Origin of the sequence: Pseudomonas sp. PWP3-1b2 (assembly GCF_049896045.1) — a bacterium.
In the GTDB taxonomy this organism is placed as follows: domain Bacteria; phylum Pseudomonadota; class Gammaproteobacteria; order Pseudomonadales; family Pseudomonadaceae; genus Aquipseudomonas; species Aquipseudomonas antarctica_B.
The window spans coordinates 83,640-100,542 of the sequence record NZ_JAFCTN010000002.1 but is presented as its reverse complement, the minus strand read 5'-3'; the positions used below and the strand labels follow the sequence as shown (position 1 = coordinate 100,542).

Sequence of the window (16,903 nt, the reverse complement as noted above, 5' to 3'; positions counted from 1 at the left end):
TAACCAAAAGGTCCCCGCCCCACCACTCGGCACCTCGCTCCGGCTCGGTGTGCGGCCATCGTGGTTAACGGGGCGCCTGAGATCACAAGCAAGATCAAAAGCAAAAGCACGGCGGCCTAGTAGCCGACCTGAGTGGTGTGGATCAAAAGCGAGATCCAGTGTGGGAGCTGGCTTGCCTGCGATGGCATCAACTAGTTTTGCTTGATGTACCGAGGTGTCTGCATCGCAGGCAAGCCAGCTCCCACAGAGAAGCGGACCAGTGTATGAAGATGGTGAAGTCTTACTCGGTCAAAACTGTGGGAGCGAGCAAGCCCGCTCCCACAGTGGATCTTCATACATCAGGAAGAATGCAATCTGCTCTAGAAAAAACAGCGCTTTTGATTCAACCACTCAGGTCGGCTACTAGGCCGCCGTGCTTTAGATTTTGATCTTGCTTGTGATCTCAGGCGCCCCGTCAACCACGATGGCCGCACGCCGAGCCTAAGCGAGGTGCCGAGTGGTGGGGCGAAGACCTTTTGGTTACTTTTGGGGCGCTTGCCAAAAGTGACCCGCTGTAAGAGCGGAACCGATATCAGCCCTAACTCAAACAACGGATATGTACACCACCCCCCGTCCAAATCAAAACGCCAATTTATACCCAATGCTCATCAACATAATCGCCAAACAAGGCCGCAACACACCATCCGGCACCTTCCCGGTCATGTGGCTCCCCAGGTAAATCCCCGGCAACGACCCCATCAACAAAAACCCCAGCAAATGCCAATCCATATTCCCCATGCTCGCATGCCCCAACCCCGCGACCAGCGTCAACGGCACAGCGTGCGCAATCTCAGTCCCCACCAACCGCCGCGTAGCCAGAAACGGATACAGAATAAACAACGCCACAGTCCCCAACGCACCAGCGCCGATAGACGTCAGAGCAACCATGGTGCCCAGGACCGCCCCAGTCACCACCGTCAACGCATTCAGGTTACGCGGGCTCATCTGATAGTCATCACCCGCATGACGCTGAGCAAACGCCAACAAACTTTTCTTGAACAAAATCGCCAGCGCCGTCAACAGCAACACCACCCCAAGCGCCTGCTTGATCACCGCATTCATCGCAGTCGGATCCGTGTGCAAACTGGCAAGAAACCACAAGGTCAGCAACACCGCAGGCACGCTGCCCAGGGTCAGCCAGCCGGTAATGGTCCAGTCGATATTCCTGTTCTTGCTGTGAACCAGCACCCCACCGGATTTGGTAATCGCCGCGTATAACAGATCAGTGCCCACCGCAGTCGCGGGGTTAATACCGAACCAGAGCAGAATCGGCGTCATCAACGACCCCCCGCCTACCCCGGTCATGCCGACGATAAAACCAACGATCAGGCCAGCCACTACAAAACCAACATTACCCACATCCATTACAGCACCTGCGGCCATATAAATTTCTGGCCGCAGGATAGCGATTTTTCTTATAACGACTTATATCAATGTGATCTGACTTTATGCCTTTTATGTCAGTCGCTGACAGACAAACGCCTGGGTTTGATACGGGAACGCAACGGTATCCCGTCCGATCAAGTCGGGATGGGTGTCGATCAATGCCTGCAACTGCGCGGTCACCACAGCCTTTTGCGCTGCCGGCAACGCTGCAATAAAGCTCACCGAGAGAAACCGGTCCATAATCACTTCCTGTGGGCTGCCGACGTGGCTATAGGGAAAGCACGTCATTTCGGGCGCGGAAAAATACTCGCCAGTGAAGGCTTCGCGCCAACGGCCTGTGTGAAAACGCGGCGTATCGCCTTCATAGGGCGTGATGATCGCGGTAATGGCGGCCACCCAAGCCACCGACTCATCGCGCACATTCCACACCAGCCCCAGCCGACCGCCAGGCTTGAGCACGCGGTGAATTTCCGCCAGCGCGGCCTCCGTCGAAAACCAATGAAAGGCTTGCGCGCACACCAACGCATCGGCGCTGGCGGCGTCCAGGGGGATGGACTCGGCGGTGCCGTTAAGCAGGCGTACATCCGGCAACAGTTTTCTGAGCTGCGCGCCCATTGCCTCCACGGGTTCAACGGCAATCAACGTCGGCGCCAGGGTGCTGAGCATGCGGGTGAATTTACCGGTGCCGGCGCCGAGGTCGATGACCGTCGAGCGGGCATTGATGTGCAGGGTGTCGGCGAGCCAGCCGGTGAGTTGCCGTGGATAGTCCGGCCGGCCTTGGGCGTATGTAACGGCCTGGGTTGAGAAACCTTGTTGAGCAGACGTGTGAACACCAGTCATTGCCAATCTCTCCTCGGGTAAAGCGGGGGGCACAGTGTGCGCCCTCTCAGGTTTATTTTCTAACCCGTGCATCCAATCGCGCGTGTCGCGTGTAGTCCTTTCAGTCACCCCGCTGTTTTACTGAAATGGATCTACACCCATGAACGCTAAAGCACTGTTCTGCCTTACCGCCTTGCTCACCGCCGCGCCAACGGTATTCGCCCAAACCGGCTTGCCTGAGAGCATCAAGGTGCCGGACGGCCACAAGGTCGCGCTGGAGACCACCGGCGTCGGCGAAATCACCTACGAGTGCAAGGACAAAGCCAACGCCGCGGGCCAGACCGAATGGACCTTTATTGGCCCCAAGGCTGTTTTGAATGATCGCAGCGGCAAACAAGTGGGCACCTACTTTGGTCCGCCGGCCACCTGGCAAGCCAAAGACGGCTCGAAAATCACCGGCACTCAACTTGCCGTAGCGCCTTCGAGTGCAGGCAACCTGCCCTATCAACTGGTCAAGGCCAACCCGGCCGAAGGCAAGGGCGCAATGAGCGGTGTGAGCTACATCCAGCGCGTCGCCCTTAAAGGTGGCGTGGCGCCGAGCAGCGCATGCACGGCGGCGAATAAAGGCGCGAAGGAAGTGGTGAAGTACCAGGCCGACTACATCTTTTGGGCGGCCAACTGAGTAAATTCGGCTACGCTGCCTGTGGCGAGTGCGCTCGCCACAGGATCCAGCCATTCGGGGATGTGTTGTTTGTTTGATTATGAAGCCTGCCTTGCGGCCTGCGCCCGTGGCGATAAACACGCCTTGCGCCAATTGTATGCGCAGGACAGCAGCCGTTTGCTCGGCGTGGCGATGCGCATCGTCCGGGACAAAGCCCTCGCCGAAGACGTCGTGCATGACGCGTTTATCAAGGTTTGGCGCGGCGCGAGCAGTTTCGACCCCAGCCGTGGCGCGGCGCGTGGCTGGGTGTTCAGTATCACCCGTCACCTTGCGCTGAACGCCGTGCGCAATCATTACCGGGAGGTGGCGCTGAGCGATGAACATGAACACGTCACCGCAGCCGAAAACAGCTTCGAATTCAGCGCACGTGAAGGCCGGATTTATCACTGCCTGGAACAGCTCGACCCGGCCCGTCGCACGTGCATCCTGCACGCCTATGTCGACGGCTATTCCCACAGCGAAATCGCACAGAAACTGGACACGCCCCTGGGGACCGTCAAAGCCTGGATCAAACGTAGCCTCACCGCGCTGCGGGAGTGCATGGCATGAATGACCCACTGGATGAACTCGCCAGCGAATACGTGCTGGGCACCCTGCCCGCCGAGCAGCGCGCCGAGGTGGAACAGCGCCTTAAGCAGGACCCGCAATTGCGCGCGGCGGTGGATGACTGGGAACAACGCCTGCTGCCGCTGACGGCACTTGCCGAACCCGTGCCGCCCTCCGCTCAGCTCTGGCGGCGCATTGAACGTAGCGTCGCCGGCCCCGAGGCCGACGTGCCGTGGTGGAACCTGCTCGCACTGTGGCGCGGGCTGGCGGGCGCGGGGCTGGTGACTACCCTGGTGCTGGCGGCATTGCTGCTGACGCGCCCTCCCACCGCAGCCCCGACTTTTGTGGTGGTGCTGGTGGCGCCACAGAGCCAGGCGCCCGGCTGGGTGATCCAGGCGAGCAATGATCACAAGATCCAGTTGATTCCCTTGGGCGTGATGGAAGTGCCCACCGACAAAGCCCTGCAATTCTGGACCAAGGGCGACGGCTGGCAAGGCCCGGTATCGCTGGGGCTGGTTAAGCCCGGGCAAACGCTGTCGGTGCCGCTGGACGCCCTGCCGCCGCTCACCCAGAACCAGTTGTTTGAGCTGACCCTGGAAGACCCGCGCGGCTCGCCGACCGGCAAACCGACCGGGCCGATTCAGGCGATCGGCCGTGCCGTGAAAGTGCTCTGATCAGCCGACGCTGGGCAAGCACACGCAAAACCGCGCGCCGCCCAGGGGCGAGGCAGTGGCGGTCAACGTGCCGCCCTGGGCTTCCATCGCGCGCCGGCTGATCGCCAGGCCGAGGCCGAAGCCACCGGTGGCGCGGTCACGGCTGCGGTCGAGGCGGTAAAACGGCTCAAAAATACGTTCACGCTGGTCCAGCGGAATACCGATGCCGTCGTCGTCCACCCAGATTTCACAGCCTTTGGCGCTCACCTGAACACTCACCTGTATGCGCCTGTCGCAGTAGCGCGTGGCGTTGCGCAGCAGGTTCTGCAAGACCCGCGCGGTAAGGCGCGGGTCGAGGCTGAAGCGTTCAACGGAGCAGTCGAGCACTACCTCGATAACGATCTCCGGGTTTTGCAGCTCGTCGTCGACACTGCCCAACACGCTGTCGATAAACTCATCGAGCACCACCTCAACCCGCTCCGGCAACTGCGCCGGGTTTTGCAGGCGGCTGTAGGACAGCAACTCCAGCACCAGTTCATCCAGCTCGCGAATATGCGCCACCAGACTTTGCAGGCGTTCGCGACTGGCCTGCGGCAAGTCTTCGGAAAGCGCCAGCGCCAGGCCGAAATCCAGCCGGGTCAGCGGTGTGCGCAGTTCATGGGACACAGCATTGAGCAGGTCGCGCTGCTGGTTAAGCAAATGCTCGACATCATCGGCCATGGTGTCGAACACCGTCGCCAGGCTGCCGATGTTGGAGCTGGGTGGAATCTGCGTGCGCTCACTCAGGTTGCCTTTGCCCAACTGCGCGGCGGTGCTTTTCAGGCGCTCCAGGTCACGCCAGTGCGGGCGCAGCCAGATCAACAGGCAGGCCAGCAACGCCGCGATGATCAACACGTTGATCGCCCAATACAGCACGTTCATGTCCAGCGGGTCCGGCGGGATCGTCACCTTCACCACAAACTGCGAATTAATCGGCGAGCTGACTTCCTCCATCCAGCCCCACTCCCCCAGGCGCACCACCGACTTGCCATCTTCCAGCTGCTTTTCTTCAGCAGGGGTGTAGCTGGCGTCCTGGCGCAGCAGCAATTTCACCTTGAGCGGTGCGAAATCGTGGTTCAGGTGCTCGGTGACTTGCGACCAGCGCTCCACCGGCGCCCGTTGGTATTGTTTGACGATCAGCGTTTGCTGGCCACGGGTTTGCTCGATGTTGTAGTCCATGTAGCGATGTTCGAACACCTGGATGACCAGCTTGGGAATCAGGTAGATCGCCGTGCTGTAGGTGACGATGGTGATCAGGTAAAGACGCAGCAGTAGACGAAACATGGATCAGCATTCCCACTCGGACCGGCTGAACAGGTAGCCCTTGCCCCAGACCGTCTTGATCTTGCGCGCCTCACCGGCGTGGTCGTCGAACTTGCGCCGCAGCTTGGAGATGGCCACGTCCACCGAGCGGTCGGTGCCGTTGAATTCGATACCGCGCAGACGTTGCAGAATCTGGTCGCGGCTGAGCACTTCACCCGCATGCCGGGCCAGCACCACCAGCAAGTTGTATTCACCGCTGGACAGCTCCACCGCCTGCTCGCGCCACGTAACGGTGCGCTCCGACAGGTCGATGCACAGGTTGCCCATCACGATCTGATCATTGGCGGCCAGGGGTTCGGACAGGCTGCTGCGGCGCAGCAAGGTGCGCACTCGGGCGAGCAGCACGCGCGGCTCGCAGGGTTTGGTGACGTAGTCGTCGGCGCCCATTTCCAGGCCCAGCACCTGGTCGTGGCTGTCGTCGCGGGCAGTGAGCATCAAGATCGGCAGGCAAGCCGAGTCGGCGCGCAGCAAGCGGCAGACTTGCAAGCCATCAAGCCCGGGCAGCATCAGGTCGAGAATCACCAGGTCCGGCGGGTTGAGGCGCGCACGTTCGCGGACGTGGTCACCACGGCTGAGCACGTTGACATGATAGCCGTTGCGCTCCAGGTAGCTGGCAATCAGCTCGGAGAGTGCGGCGTCGTCTTCCACCAATAGGATGTTGGGCATGGTGTTTCCAGATAATACGGTTTGTCGGTGCGTTGCAGGATTGTGCAAGGATATACGCCCCCGACACCGAACGTGCCGCACCTTACATTTCTTCACACACCCGCTACACAGCTTCACAGCACCAAGGCGCAGGTGACTTTAGGATGCGCCAGTCAATAGTGGGATATGAGTATGTCGAAAAATCTGTTTGCGCCGTTTTGCCTGCTGGCCCTGACGCTGGCGTTAAGCGCCTGTGACAAGTCCTCGGCCGAGGCGCCGCAAACGCCTCTGGCTAAAGTGCGCATCGAAACCCTGCAAGCCAAACCCCTCTCCATCACCAGTGAACTCAGCGGGCGCATCGCCGCGCCGCGCATTGCTGAAGTAAGGGCGCGAGTAGCCGGTGTGGTGATGCAGCGCGTCTTCAAGGAAGGCCACGACGTTAAACAGGGCGACGTGTTGTTTCGTATCGACCCCGCTCCGTTCAAGGCCGACCTCGACAGCGCACAGGCGAACCTGAGCAAGGCCGAGGCGAATGCCTTCCAGGCGCGCCTGCAAGAGCAGCGCTACAGCCAGTTGGTCGAGGGCAACGCCATCAGCGGCCAGGAATACGACAATGCCCGCGCCAACCTGCGCCAGACCAACGCCGAAGTTGCCGCCAACAAGGCCGCCGTCGAGCGCGCAAAACTGAACCTGGGCTACGCCACCGTGACCGCGCCGATTTCCGGGCGCATCGGCCGCGCGCTGGTGACCGAAGGTGCGCTGGTGGGCCAGAACGAGGCCACGCCGCTGGCAATCATCCAGCAACTCGACCCGATTCACGCCGACCTGACCCAGTCGACCCGCGAACTGAATGACCTGCGCCGCGCCTTTCGCGCCGGCAGCCTGAAGCAGGTGGGCCAGGACCAGGCCAAGGCGACGCTGATCCAGGACGACGGCAACCTCTACCCATTGCCGGGCAAGTTGTTGTTCGCCGACATCAGCGTTGACCCGGGCACCGGGCAAATAATCCTGCGCAGCGAGTTCCCAAACCCGGACCTCGACCTGCTGCCCGGCAGTTTTGTGCGCGTGCGCCTGGAGCAAGCCGTCGACAGACAAGGCATCAGCGTGCCGCAACGCGCCATCACTCGTGACAGCGCCGGTATCCCGATGGTGCTGTTGCTGGACGCCGAGCACACCGTCAGCCAGCAACCGGTGGAGTTGGGCGCGGTGATCGAAGACCGCTGGATCGTCAGCAGCGGCCTCAAGCCGGGTGACCGCATTGTGGTCGAAGGCCTGCAGCACGCGCGCCCCGGCGAAAAAGTCGACGTGGACGACAGCCCCGCCTCTGGCCAGCCCGTTAAGGAATAACCCGCCATGCCGCAGTTCTTTATTGACCGCCCGATCTTCGCCTGGGTGGTGGCCCTGTTTATCCTGCTGGCCGGCGCGCTCGCGATTCCGCAGTTGCCGGTGGCCCAGTACCCCACCGTGGCGCCGCCACAAGTGGAGATTTACGCGGTGTACCCAGGCGCCTCGGCGCAGACCCTGGATGAAAGCGTGGTGAGCCTGATCGAGCAGGAGCTTAATGGCGCCGATCACCTGTTGTATTTCGAGTCCCAGAGCAGCTTGGGTTCGGCCACCATCACCGCCACGTTCCAGCCGGGCACCGACCCGGAAATGGCCCAGGTCGACGTGCAAAACCGCCTTAAAGCGGTGGAGCCGCGCCTGCCGCAAGCGGTCACCCAGCAAGGCTTGCAGGTGGAGAAAGTCTCCGCCGGTTTCCTGTTGCTGGTCACCCTGACCTCCAGCGACGGCAAGCTCGATGACGTAGCGCTCAGCGATTACCTGGCGCGTAACGTAATGAACGAGCTCAAGCGCCTGGACGGTGTGGGCAAGGCCCAGTTGTACGGCGCCGAGCGGGCCATGCGGGTCTGGATCGATCCGCAAAAACTGATCGGTTTCAACCTCACACCCGCCGACGTGAACGCCGCGATCAGCGCGCAGAATGCCCAGGTGTCAGCCGGCAGCATTGGTGACTTGCCAGGCACCAAGACCCAGGAAATCACGGCGGCGATTCTGGTCAAGGGCCAGCTGTCGACGCCGGCTGAATTCGCCGACATCGTGCTCAAGGCCAACCCTGACGGCTCCACGGTGCGCGTCGGTGACGTGGCGCGGGTGGAAATCGGCAGCCAGGAGTACCAGTTCTCCACGCGACTGAACGGCAAGCCGTCCACCGCCGTCAGTGTGCAATTGGCGCCGGGCGCCAACGCGTTGAACACCGCGACGCTGGTGCGGGCGAAGATGGACGAGCTGTCGCGCTACTTCCCGGCGAACGTGGAATACAAGATCCCGTACGACACGTCGCCGTTCGTCAAAGTCTCGATTACCAAGGTGGTCTATACCTTGCTCGAAGCCATGGCGCTGGTGTTTGCGGTGATGTTTCTGTTTCTGCAGAACGTGCGCTACACCTTGATCCCGACGCTGGTGGTGCCCGTGGCGCTGATGGGCACTTTCGCCACCATGTTGCTGCTGGGTTTCTCGATTAACGTACTGACCATGTTTGGCATGGTGCTGGCGATCGGCATCCTGGTGGACGACGCGATTGTGGTGGTGGAAAACGTCGAGCGCATCATGGCCACCGAGGGGCTGTCGCCCAAAGACGCCACGCGCAAGGCCATGGGCCAGATCACTGGGGCCATCGTCGGCATTACCCTGGTGCTGGTGGCGGTGTTCTTGCCGATGGCGTTTATGCCGGGTTCGGTGGGGGTGATTTATCAGCAGTTTTCGCTGTCGATGGCCACCTCGATTCTGTTCTCGGCGTTCCTCGCTCTGACGTTGACCCCGGCCTTGTGTGCGACGTTGCTCAAGCCGATCGCCAAGGGCGAGCACCATGCCAAAGGCGGTTTCTTCGGCTGGTTCAATAAACGCTTTGATCGGTTTACCGAGCGCTATGAAGGCTGGGTGGCGTATGCGCTCAAGCGCAGCGGCCGTTACCTGCTGATATATCTGGTGCTGCTGGTCGGCTTGGGCTGGATGTTCAGTCGCCTGCCCTCCTCGTTCCTGCCCGTGGAAGACCAGGGCTACACCATCACTGACATCCAGCTACCGCCGGGCGCGAGCAAGAATCGTACGGTGCAGGTCGCCGAACAGATCGAGGCGCACAACGCCGGGGAACCAGGGGTGGGCGACACCACCATGATCATGGGCTTCAGCTTCTCCGGCTCGGGGCAGAACGCAGCACTGGCCTTTACCACGCTGAAGGACTGGTCTGAGCGCAGCAGCGACGACTCGGCCTCGGCCATTGCCGACCGTGCCAACGCCGCGTTCAGCGACGTTAAAGACGCGATTGCCTACGCCATCCTGCCGCCGCCGGTGGACGGCCTTGGTACCTCCAGCGGTTTCGAATTCCGCTTGCAGGACCGTGGCGGCGTCGGCCATGCGGCGTTAATGGCAGCGCGCACCGAGTTGCTGACCAACGCCGAAAAGAGCCCGATTTTGGCCAACGTGCGCGAAAGTGCCCTGGCCGAAGCGCCGCAAGTGCAGTTGGAAGTTGACCGCAAGCAGGCCAACGCGCTGGGGGTTGCCTTCTCCGACCTGGGCAGTGTGCTGTCCTCGGCCATCGGTTCGGCCTACGTCAACGACTTCCCCAACCAGGGCCGCATGCAGCGGGTGGTGGTGCAGGCCGAAGGCGACCAGCGCAGCCAGGTCGCGGATTTGCTCAAGATCAACGTGCGCAACAACGCCGGGAAGATGGTGCCGTTGTCGGCGTTTGTTGAAGCCAAGTGGACCCAGGGCCCGGCGCAGTTGACGCGCTATAACGGCTACCCTGCCATCGCCATCAGCGGTGAAGCGGCGCCGGGGCACAGCACCGGTGAGGCCATGGAAGAAATCCAGCGGCTGGTCAGCCAACTGCCGGCCGGCCTGGGCCAGGAATGGACCGGGCTTTCGTTGCAGGAGCGGTTGTCCAGCTCACAGGCGCCGTTGCTGTTGGGCCTGTCGTTGCTGATCGTGTTCCTGTGCCTGGCGGCCCTGTATGAAAGCTGGTCAATTCCGACCTCGGTGTTGCTGGTGGTACCGCTGGGCGTGCTCGGCGCGGTGTTGGCAGTGAGTTTGCGCGGCATGCCCAATGATGTGTTCTTCAAAGTGGGGTTGATCACCATCATCGGCTTGTCGGCGAAGAACGCGATCCTGATTATCGAGTTCGCCAAGGACTTGTATGAGCAAGGTGAAGATTTGGTCGACGCCACCCTGAAAGCTGCGCGGCTGCGCCTGCGGCCGATCATCATGACCTCGCTGGCGTTCATTCTCGGCGTCGTGCCGCTGGCGATTGCCACCGGCGCCAGCTCGGCGAGCCAGCAGGCGATTGGTACCGGGGTGATCGGCGGCATGATCACCGCCACACTGGCGGTGGTGTTTGTGCCGGTGTTCTTTGTGGTGGTCATGAAGTTGGTGCGTAAGAAGCGCTAAACGCGCGTACCTGTGGTGAGCGGGCTTTTAGTGGCCAGCCCGCTTGTTGTAGCAGGCACGCGTGTCATGGCGAGCGGGCTTTTAGTGGCAGGCAGACTTCTTGTGGCGAGCGGGCTTGCCCCGCGTTGGGCTGCGAAGCGGCCCCATTCAGGCAAACGCCGCAGTGTCAGGTAAACCGCGGTGAATTTGATTGGGGCCGCTTCGCAGCCCAACGCGGGGCAAGCCCGCTCGCCACAACAGCCCAGTTGCTAGATCAAACCCGTTCCTCGTATCGTGCTTGCAATCTCCCATGTTGTGAGCATCTATGGCCTTCCTCGCCCGTACCCACCCTCGCCTCTCCACTGCTGCTGTATTGGGCGTTTTCGTGGGCATTTTGGCGCCCGCAGGCTCGCTCCTCAGCAAAATCCTGATCGGCTGGAATGCCGGGGTCTGGACTTATTTATTGCTGATGCTGTGGCTGACCAGCCGCTCCCGCGCCGACGATGTAAAACGCATCGCCGAAGTCGAGGATGAAAACGCCGGGCTGGTGCTGTTCATGGTGTGTATCGCGGCCATTGCGAGCCTGGCGACCATTACCCTGAACCTGGTGGGCATAAAAGACCTGGATGGCACCGCACGTTTGCTGCATTACGGCTATACCGGCCTGACGGTGATCGGTTCATGGCTGTTGATCGGGGTAATTTTCAGCGTGCATTACGCCCGCCTTTTCTACACCTGGGGCGGTGATGAGCCACCATTGCGCTTTGCCGAAGGACTGCGCACCCCCAATTACTGGGACTTTTTGTACTTCTCGTTCACCATCGGCGTGGCAGTACAAACCTCCGATGTGGGCGTCGCCTCACGAGAAATGCGCAAGGTGGTGCTGGGCCAGTCGCTGATCGGCTTTTTGTTCAACACGGCGATTCTGGGTTTCTCCATCAATATTGCCGCCGGGCTGTTCAGCTGACCCCGTCAGCCCCTGCGAGGCGCCGGCCCGTACTGCGGCGCAGTGGCGAATATGGGCGATCCAAATAACGCGCTGATACTGTCAACTTTGACAGTTACATGGATTCGTTTTTTGCTGCTTGATACCTCTAGCCAGAGGCAATGATGCTTCTGCGTTCGCATACACATCATTGACGGAGAGGCGATCATGTCAACACTATTGAATTTGGCAAGTGACACCAAGACACCCCGTAGCGTAAAGGGCACTGCCGAAGGCACCATCGGTGAGCACAGTTTTAATTTCGCTACAGGAACAGTCACCTACCACAATGGCAAAGTCCAGTTGACGCTAAGTGACAAGGATGATGCCGAAACCTGGGAAGATATTTACATGGAGTTTCCGGACATCGTTCAACCAAACGCAAAGCTGCCCCTGAAAGGCCAGAAACTTGTCAACATCTGGATTTCGTTTGTGAAATCTAAGGATTCATCCTCGCTAGAGTGCCCCGAAGGCGACCTGGTGATTGAGGAGCTCGTGCTCAGCCCTCTCAAAGTTAAAGGCACTATCTGCGCCACAACTGAGAGCACTAAAGAGAAAGTGGAAATAAAGTTCGATGTAACCACCGTTTGACCCCACAAAAAAAAGCCCTGATCTGTCGATCAGGGCTTTTTTACGTGTGCTGTTTAGAAAGCGTAACGCACGCCCACGTTGGCACCGAACGTCTGGTCGATTTTGTTGCTGGCGCTGGTCTCCAGGTCGGCATGCAGTTGCAGGTTCTGCGAAAACTTCACCGCAACGCCGGCACCGAACTTGCTGCGAGAACCCGACAGGTCATTGCTGAACGTCTGGTTGTTGACCTGGACCTTATTGTTATTGGCAAACTCGTGAACCATTGCCGCGCGCAGGTAAGGCTGAACAATGGTGCCGCTGTCGAGCTGGATATCCTTGCCAACTGTGGCGCCGGCCTCGCCCACCCTTGAACGGGTGCGCTCACCTTCGACTTGCAGCCCGTTTTTCAGGCTGTAATTACCACCCTGCACAACGATTGTGGACAGTCGAGCATAAGGTTCCACGAACCAGCCATCGTCGAGTTTGATATTGCGACCGAACTCGGCCGACACACTGCCACCCACGTTGTTGTAGTTGCCCTTGGTTGAAGTGTTATCACTGAGGGTTGCCTTGGCCTCGTTCTGGAAGCGGTTGGCCTTGGCGACCGTGTCAAAATAGAAACCGCTTTCCTGGTCCATCCAGGTGGCATAAGCACCGACGAAGTAACTCTTGACGGTGCCTGCCGAGCCGCGCGTCAGGTTCAGGTCGGAGGTGCTGTGGCCGGCCATTACACCCACCAGCCACTGACTGTCCGCCAGCGGCATGTCTGCACCGATGGAGAAACCACGCTGGTTCTGCGTGTAGCCGGTGCCCGAACTTTCCGACACGTTGTATTTGCTGCCAAAACCACGGATCCACAGGCCCGCCTGACCCGGTTCGAAACGCAACTCACCCATGCGTGCGCGCAACGAGGCTTCTTCGCCATACATAATGGTGGGTGCGGTGTTGAACACCGCCACGGCCACGCGTGTACTGCGGCTGGCTACACGTCTCTGTGTGTCCAGGAACCAGTCATCGCCGTCCTTTTTCAGGTCGTAGGCATAGGCGCCCAAGTCAACCGGGCCACCTTCCAGGGAAAATGCCGCATCACCACCCCCGGTATGCACCACCTGGGTTTTAACCGGCTCGGTACCGCTGGCGGCCAGCGCCACGCTGTAAGTACCGGTTGCCTCGCCCGTGACGTTGATGAAGTCCGTCTGGCCAGTGGCGAAATCGGTGCCCATGACAAACCTGCCGTCACCGGCAAGTGTGGTCAGGTTCAGCCGGTAAAACTCATCCGGCGCGCCCAGTGTGACAGTGCCCCCAGCCATGTTCAGTGCACCGACCTGGCTGTCACCGGTCAGGGTCCAGTTGGAGGCGTTGCCCACGGTCGCACTGGCGACATTCTGCAACTGGCCTGTGAGCCCTGCGCTGTTCTGCAGATTCACCGTGGCGTTACTGGTGGCGTCGGCGACCACATTACCGGTCAAACGGCTGTTATCGACATTCAGGCTCGCCGAACCGCCGCCCGATACGGTCAACAGGTTGCCATTACCACCGGTCAACGTGGAGCCGTTCAGCACATCGATCGCAACGACAGGCGCGCGGCCTGGCGTGCCCCTTACCGAGATGGCAGACCCCACTCGGCCTTCGACGCTGGATTGATCCAGTACCAGTTTGCCATCGGTGGTATCAAAGCGACCGCGGGTGAACGACACACCATTGCCGTTACCCACGATGGTGCTTTGGCTGGCCGTCACTGTTGTACCCTGCAGGGAAAGACCAAACGCCCCCGTGCCGGTGCCCTGCACCAGTGTGTTTTGAGTGAAGTGCAAATCGCTGCCGGACGTGGCTTCCGCACCGCCAATGGCGCCACTGAGCGTACTGTTGCTGAAGTGCGCAGACGAGCCCGTCCCAGTACCGGCCGTGCCCACCGCCTGCAAACCGACGCCTGCACTATTGGTAAGAGCGCTGTTATTGATAAAGGCGTTACTGTTTTCCAGGCGCACCGCGCCGAACAACGTAGAGCTCGTAGACACCCGTGCCGAATTGATATTGACCGTGGAGCCCTCCGTCGCACGAATATCATTGGCCAGGCTGCCGCTGTTCATGTTCAGCGTGGAGTTCGCCAGGTTGATAGTGGTAGCTGTCGCCCTGTTCATGTTGAGGATGGACTCGGCCGACAACTGCCAGTTGGTTGATTGCGCGGTGGCGTCGAGCGTTCTTTGCTCACCGATCAGTTGAACCGCTTGCGCTTGCCCGTGCACCGCGGCGAACAGACAAAAGGTAAAGGTGGGGACTTTCATCATCGCACTCAACGGTTTGAGTTCGAATGTATTCGGTACCGACATGATCAATCACTCTCTTGGTAAGGCCTACGAATGCGGTACGGCTCGTTCCCTGGAATGGAGCCTTACCTCTGCGGCGCACAGACTAAGGATTAAGTACGCCTTATTCTGTAGGACTAATCCTTGAGTGCCGGCGTAAACGCCGTGTATCAAATGGCTGGTTAAACGGAACATCGTCGGTGGATTCCTCCTCCCCGGAAGAAAGGAGGAACCCCGTGCCGATGGTTTGCCGCGCCGGCCGCTAAGGCGGCGTCAAGTCGCAGGAGGTTTCCGACAACACAGAACGTATAAACCTGCTGATAAAACCGCGCCCTATCACGCCACCAGTGAGCGGCGCCGTGATGGTAGCCTCTCCGGTCCCCCGCTGAGCCGTTCGAATGAAATCCCATGGCACGATGAAGGTGTGACCTTTGGTTAGCATTTCTGGCGTGATCGTTACACTGAACACCCGGGTAGAGTCCGCTTGCAGGGCGCCGGTGCGAGGCCTGAATATCCGCAGAGACAAGGTCAGTTGCTGACCCACCACCATCCGCGATTCGGCAGGTATCGTGATCTGTCCTTGATAAGTAGGTTTCGGAAGGGCATCACAGGTCCACTGCATATTGGCGCCGGCGCCTACAGCACCCACGAACACAGGCGGCTTCAAATTCTCGATCACCGCGTCAATGATATCGATTGATGTAGTGGGCGCCACATTGCGGTTGTCAGTTGCTGCGGGTGTGGCGCTGGATGCGATGAAATAACCCACGGTTTGAGGACCATTCCCATTGACTGCAACATCTGCCCACGGCACCGTGAAGGTTACGGCGGTTCCCGCCAGTTGACTACCAAGGGCGAACCCGGGTACTACCGGGCTTCCGTCCGGCCTTACGAAGATGATGAACTGACCTGGCTGGGGCACATCCTGCCCGCTCCACAATACGACGGACACCGTCACCGGTTTGGTCGCATGCGAAGCCCGCAGCGTGTTTAGCTCAATCGAACTCTCGCCGAAAATCTGCGCAGCGATCAGCCGGGTGTTGACGCTTCCGGGATCGCCACCATTGCCAGGCCCCGCCACACTCAGGTCCACATCGACGGTCTTGATCAGCGAGTCGAAATCTTCACCGTTTCGTACAATGCGATACTGCACGTCGGTGGGCTGGGGGCCTTTGCGGGTGCCGTAGTCAGCCACGATCAGCGCATCCAATGCCGCTCTGGTGAAAATAAATGGAAACGCGGTCAGGGCGACAGGCGCGGTCCAAGGCTGTGCCCCCCACTTCAATCGAACCTGGTCAAGGGTTGGCTGATGGTTCAGGAAGGTACGAAGCTCGGCGCTGATGCCGCTCACGTAGTCTGCGACGTTGAGCAATCTATCGAGACTACCGCCCTCCGGCGCCGGTGCCAGAGGAATGAAAAGGTCCTTTTGTTCGGGCGCAGGCAGCAACGCCACATTAAAGGACGTGACAGCCGAGGGCCGGCTGACATTCCCCGCGCGGTCAGTGAGCGTATAGAAAAAGTACCACGTGCCGCTGCCGGTAACGGCGCTGACCGGCACCGTAAAGGTGGTTCCGGTCTCAGGTATCAGGCGCGGCGTGTTAGCCACATCCAGTTCATACTGTGGCAGCGGGATTGACACGTTGGCCCAGTAACAGTGCACCGTATCGCCGACCGCCCATTGCCCACTGGGGATAGGGTAAGTATTGGGAGGAACGGTGAATGGCAACCCTGAATCAGCCGCAAGAGAAGACGCCGTTACCGGTGCGCCCGCCGGCAACGAGCCTGTATATTGCGCGACAGTTGGCTGATCCCGATCACTGGCTCGGGCATACGGAGCATGCCGGTCGACGACCCAGGGCGCACTGCGTGAGAACTCACCCGAGTCACTAGGACGGTCTACATCTGCAGGATCGAGGGGATCAGCGAACTTGTTGACATATAACATGTAACGCAACTCAAAACTCCCATGCTCGAACCCTCCGGAAAAAGAACTCGCCTCAATATTGATGGAAATGGAATTGCCTGATGCTGGTGCGAAGAACTGCTCGGGACCATAGATGGTGACCCAGTTGGGTAGTTTATGCGAACGATCCAAAAGTTGAACTTCAATCCAGTCAAGGTCCTCCGTAAATTGGCCTACCTCACAGTTCAGATTGATACCGACATTAGCGTCGGCGGTTGAAATAAGGCCTGAAACAGGATCCAGCCATTCATCGACGGTTGGCCTATTCAGCGTAGCATTGCCCGCCATGACTGCCGCTCTTGCAGAGATATAGCTGCTCATTTCATATTCTCCATCATGATTTGATATGACTACCGAACACACACGTGCATCACAAGCCAATGAGGCGTTTACGCAGAACTCATGGACTACTTCCATCCTCGCCCAGCCAAACTTTCAGTGACCGGTAAAGAAGTATAAAGTGGCGGTCGACTGTCGCCGCCCTGA

The 16,903-nt window shown here is 59.8% G+C and carries 13 protein-coding genes; 7 read left to right on the top strand and 6 right to left on the bottom strand.

Annotation, left to right across the window (positions count from 1 at the left end):
- Window positions 1-618: 618 nt before the first annotated feature.
- Together ACP7A2_RS01600 and ACP7A2_RS01595 are read right to left on the bottom strand one after the other, a co-directional pair.
- On the bottom strand, window positions 619-1,404 hold the full coding sequence (locus ACP7A2_RS01600) for a sulfite exporter TauE/SafE family protein (RefSeq protein ID WP_348061703.1): 786 nt from the start codon (window positions 1,402-1,404) through the stop codon (window positions 619-621).
- 90 nt (window positions 1,405-1,494) lie between these two features.
- Window positions 1,495-2,265, bottom strand: coding sequence for a class I SAM-dependent methyltransferase (locus ACP7A2_RS01595; protein WP_426132817.1), 771 nt, complete (start codon window positions 2,263-2,265; stop codon window positions 1,495-1,497).
- A gap of 139 nt (window positions 2,266-2,404) precedes the next feature.
- On the opposite strand from ACP7A2_RS01595, the gene ACP7A2_RS01590 reads away from it, so the two are divergent.
- The 3 genes from ACP7A2_RS01590 to ACP7A2_RS01580 are packed head-to-tail and all read left to right on the top strand — an operon-like array spanning window position 2,405 to window position 4,185.
- Complete coding sequence (locus ACP7A2_RS01590) at window positions 2,405-2,926, top strand: DUF3455 domain-containing protein (RefSeq protein WP_426132816.1); 522 nt, start codon at window positions 2,405-2,407, stop codon at window positions 2,924-2,926.
- A 60-nt stretch (window positions 2,927-2,986) separates the two neighbouring features.
- A complete protein-coding gene (locus tag ACP7A2_RS01585; RefSeq protein WP_348061706.1) occupies window positions 2,987-3,514 on the top strand; it encodes a sigma-70 family RNA polymerase sigma factor in 528 nt (175 codons plus the stop codon).
- Window positions 3,511-4,185: an anti-sigma factor gene (locus ACP7A2_RS01580; protein WP_426132815.1), complete on the top strand. Its 675-nt coding sequence runs from the start codon at window positions 3,511-3,513 to the stop codon at window positions 4,183-4,185. The genes ACP7A2_RS01585 and ACP7A2_RS01580 overlap by 4 nt, the downstream gene beginning before the upstream one ends.
- On the opposite strand, the gene ACP7A2_RS01575 is transcribed toward ACP7A2_RS01580, so the two are convergent.
- Window positions 4,186-5,487, bottom strand: coding sequence for an ATP-binding protein (locus ACP7A2_RS01575; protein ID WP_426132814.1), 1,302 nt, complete (start codon window positions 5,485-5,487; stop codon window positions 4,186-4,188). It lies immediately after the preceding gene.
- 3 nt (window positions 5,488-5,490) lie between these two features.
- The gene (locus tag ACP7A2_RS01570; protein ID WP_426132813.1) at window positions 5,491-6,192 is read right to left on the bottom strand and encodes a response regulator; all 702 of its coding nucleotides are present in this window, start codon (window positions 6,190-6,192) and stop codon (window positions 5,491-5,493) included.
- A gap of 171 nt (window positions 6,193-6,363) precedes the next feature.
- Between ACP7A2_RS01570 and ACP7A2_RS01565 the strand changes: the two genes are divergently transcribed.
- The 4 genes from ACP7A2_RS01565 (at window position 6,364) to ACP7A2_RS01550 (ending at window position 12,169) form a co-directional block, all read left to right on the top strand.
- The gene (locus ACP7A2_RS01565) at window positions 6,364-7,518 is read left to right on the top strand and encodes an efflux RND transporter periplasmic adaptor subunit (RefSeq protein WP_426132812.1); all 1,155 of its coding nucleotides are present in this window, start codon (window positions 6,364-6,366) and stop codon (window positions 7,516-7,518) included.
- A 6-nt stretch (window positions 7,519-7,524) separates the two neighbouring features.
- A complete protein-coding gene (locus tag ACP7A2_RS01560; RefSeq protein WP_426132811.1) occupies window positions 7,525-10,614 on the top strand; it encodes a multidrug efflux RND transporter permease subunit in 3,090 nt (1,029 codons plus the stop codon).
- 304 nt (window positions 10,615-10,918) lie between these two features.
- Window positions 10,919-11,560, top strand: coding sequence for a DUF1345 domain-containing protein (locus ACP7A2_RS01555; protein WP_426132810.1), 642 nt, complete (start codon window positions 10,919-10,921; stop codon window positions 11,558-11,560).
- Between the two features lie 186 nt (window positions 11,561-11,746).
- Window positions 11,747-12,169, top strand: a complete 423-nt coding sequence (locus ACP7A2_RS01550) for a hypothetical protein (protein WP_426132809.1) — start codon at window positions 11,747-11,749, stop codon at window positions 12,167-12,169.
- Window positions 12,170-12,222: 53 nt separating this feature from the next.
- Here the strand turns inward: ACP7A2_RS01550 and ACP7A2_RS01545 are convergent, their stop codons facing one another.
- The gene (locus tag ACP7A2_RS01545; RefSeq protein WP_426132808.1) at window positions 12,223-14,478 is read right to left on the bottom strand and encodes an autotransporter outer membrane beta-barrel domain-containing protein; all 2,256 of its coding nucleotides are present in this window, start codon (window positions 14,476-14,478) and stop codon (window positions 12,223-12,225) included.
- Between the two features lie 238 nt (window positions 14,479-14,716).
- The gene (locus ACP7A2_RS01540; RefSeq protein WP_426132807.1) at window positions 14,717-16,738 is read right to left on the bottom strand and encodes a hypothetical protein; all 2,022 of its coding nucleotides are present in this window, start codon (window positions 16,736-16,738) and stop codon (window positions 14,717-14,719) included.
- Between the last annotated feature and the right edge of the window lie 165 nt (window positions 16,739-16,903).

Excerpts from the sequence above, each read along its gene's own strand:
- ACP7A2_RS01600 (WP_348061703.1), bottom strand. The coding sequence starts at position 1,404 with ATGGATGTGGGTAATGTTGGTTTTGTAGTGGCTGGCCTGATCGTTGGT.
- ACP7A2_RS01595 (WP_426132817.1), bottom strand. The coding sequence starts at position 2,265 with ATGACTGGTGTTCACACGTCTGCTCAACAAGGTTTCTCAACCCAGGCC.
- ACP7A2_RS01590 (WP_426132816.1), top strand. The coding sequence starts at position 2,405 with ATGAACGCTAAAGCACTGTTCTGCCTTACCGCCTTGCTCACCGCCGCG.
- ACP7A2_RS01585 (WP_348061706.1), top strand. The coding sequence starts at position 2,987 with ATGTGTTGTTTGTTTGATTATGAAGCCTGCCTTGCGGCCTGCGCCCGT.
- ACP7A2_RS01580 (WP_426132815.1), top strand. The coding sequence starts at position 3,511 with ATGAATGACCCACTGGATGAACTCGCCAGCGAATACGTGCTGGGCACC.
- ACP7A2_RS01575 (WP_426132814.1), bottom strand. The coding sequence starts at position 5,487 with ATGTTTCGTCTACTGCTGCGTCTTTACCTGATCACCATCGTCACCTAC.
- ACP7A2_RS01570 (WP_426132813.1), bottom strand. The coding sequence starts at position 6,192 with ATGCCCAACATCCTATTGGTGGAAGACGACGCCGCACTCTCCGAGCTG.
- ACP7A2_RS01565 (WP_426132812.1), top strand. The coding sequence starts at position 6,364 with ATGTCGAAAAATCTGTTTGCGCCGTTTTGCCTGCTGGCCCTGACGCTG.
- ACP7A2_RS01560 (WP_426132811.1), top strand. The coding sequence starts at position 7,525 with ATGCCGCAGTTCTTTATTGACCGCCCGATCTTCGCCTGGGTGGTGGCC.
- ACP7A2_RS01555 (WP_426132810.1), top strand. The coding sequence starts at position 10,919 with ATGGCCTTCCTCGCCCGTACCCACCCTCGCCTCTCCACTGCTGCTGTA.
- ACP7A2_RS01550 (WP_426132809.1), top strand. The coding sequence starts at position 11,747 with ATGTCAACACTATTGAATTTGGCAAGTGACACCAAGACACCCCGTAGC.
- ACP7A2_RS01545 (WP_426132808.1), bottom strand. The coding sequence starts at position 14,478 with ATGTCGGTACCGAATACATTCGAACTCAAACCGTTGAGTGCGATGATG.
- ACP7A2_RS01540 (WP_426132807.1), bottom strand. The coding sequence starts at position 16,738 with ATGAGCAGCTATATCTCTGCAAGAGCGGCAGTCATGGCGGGCAATGCT.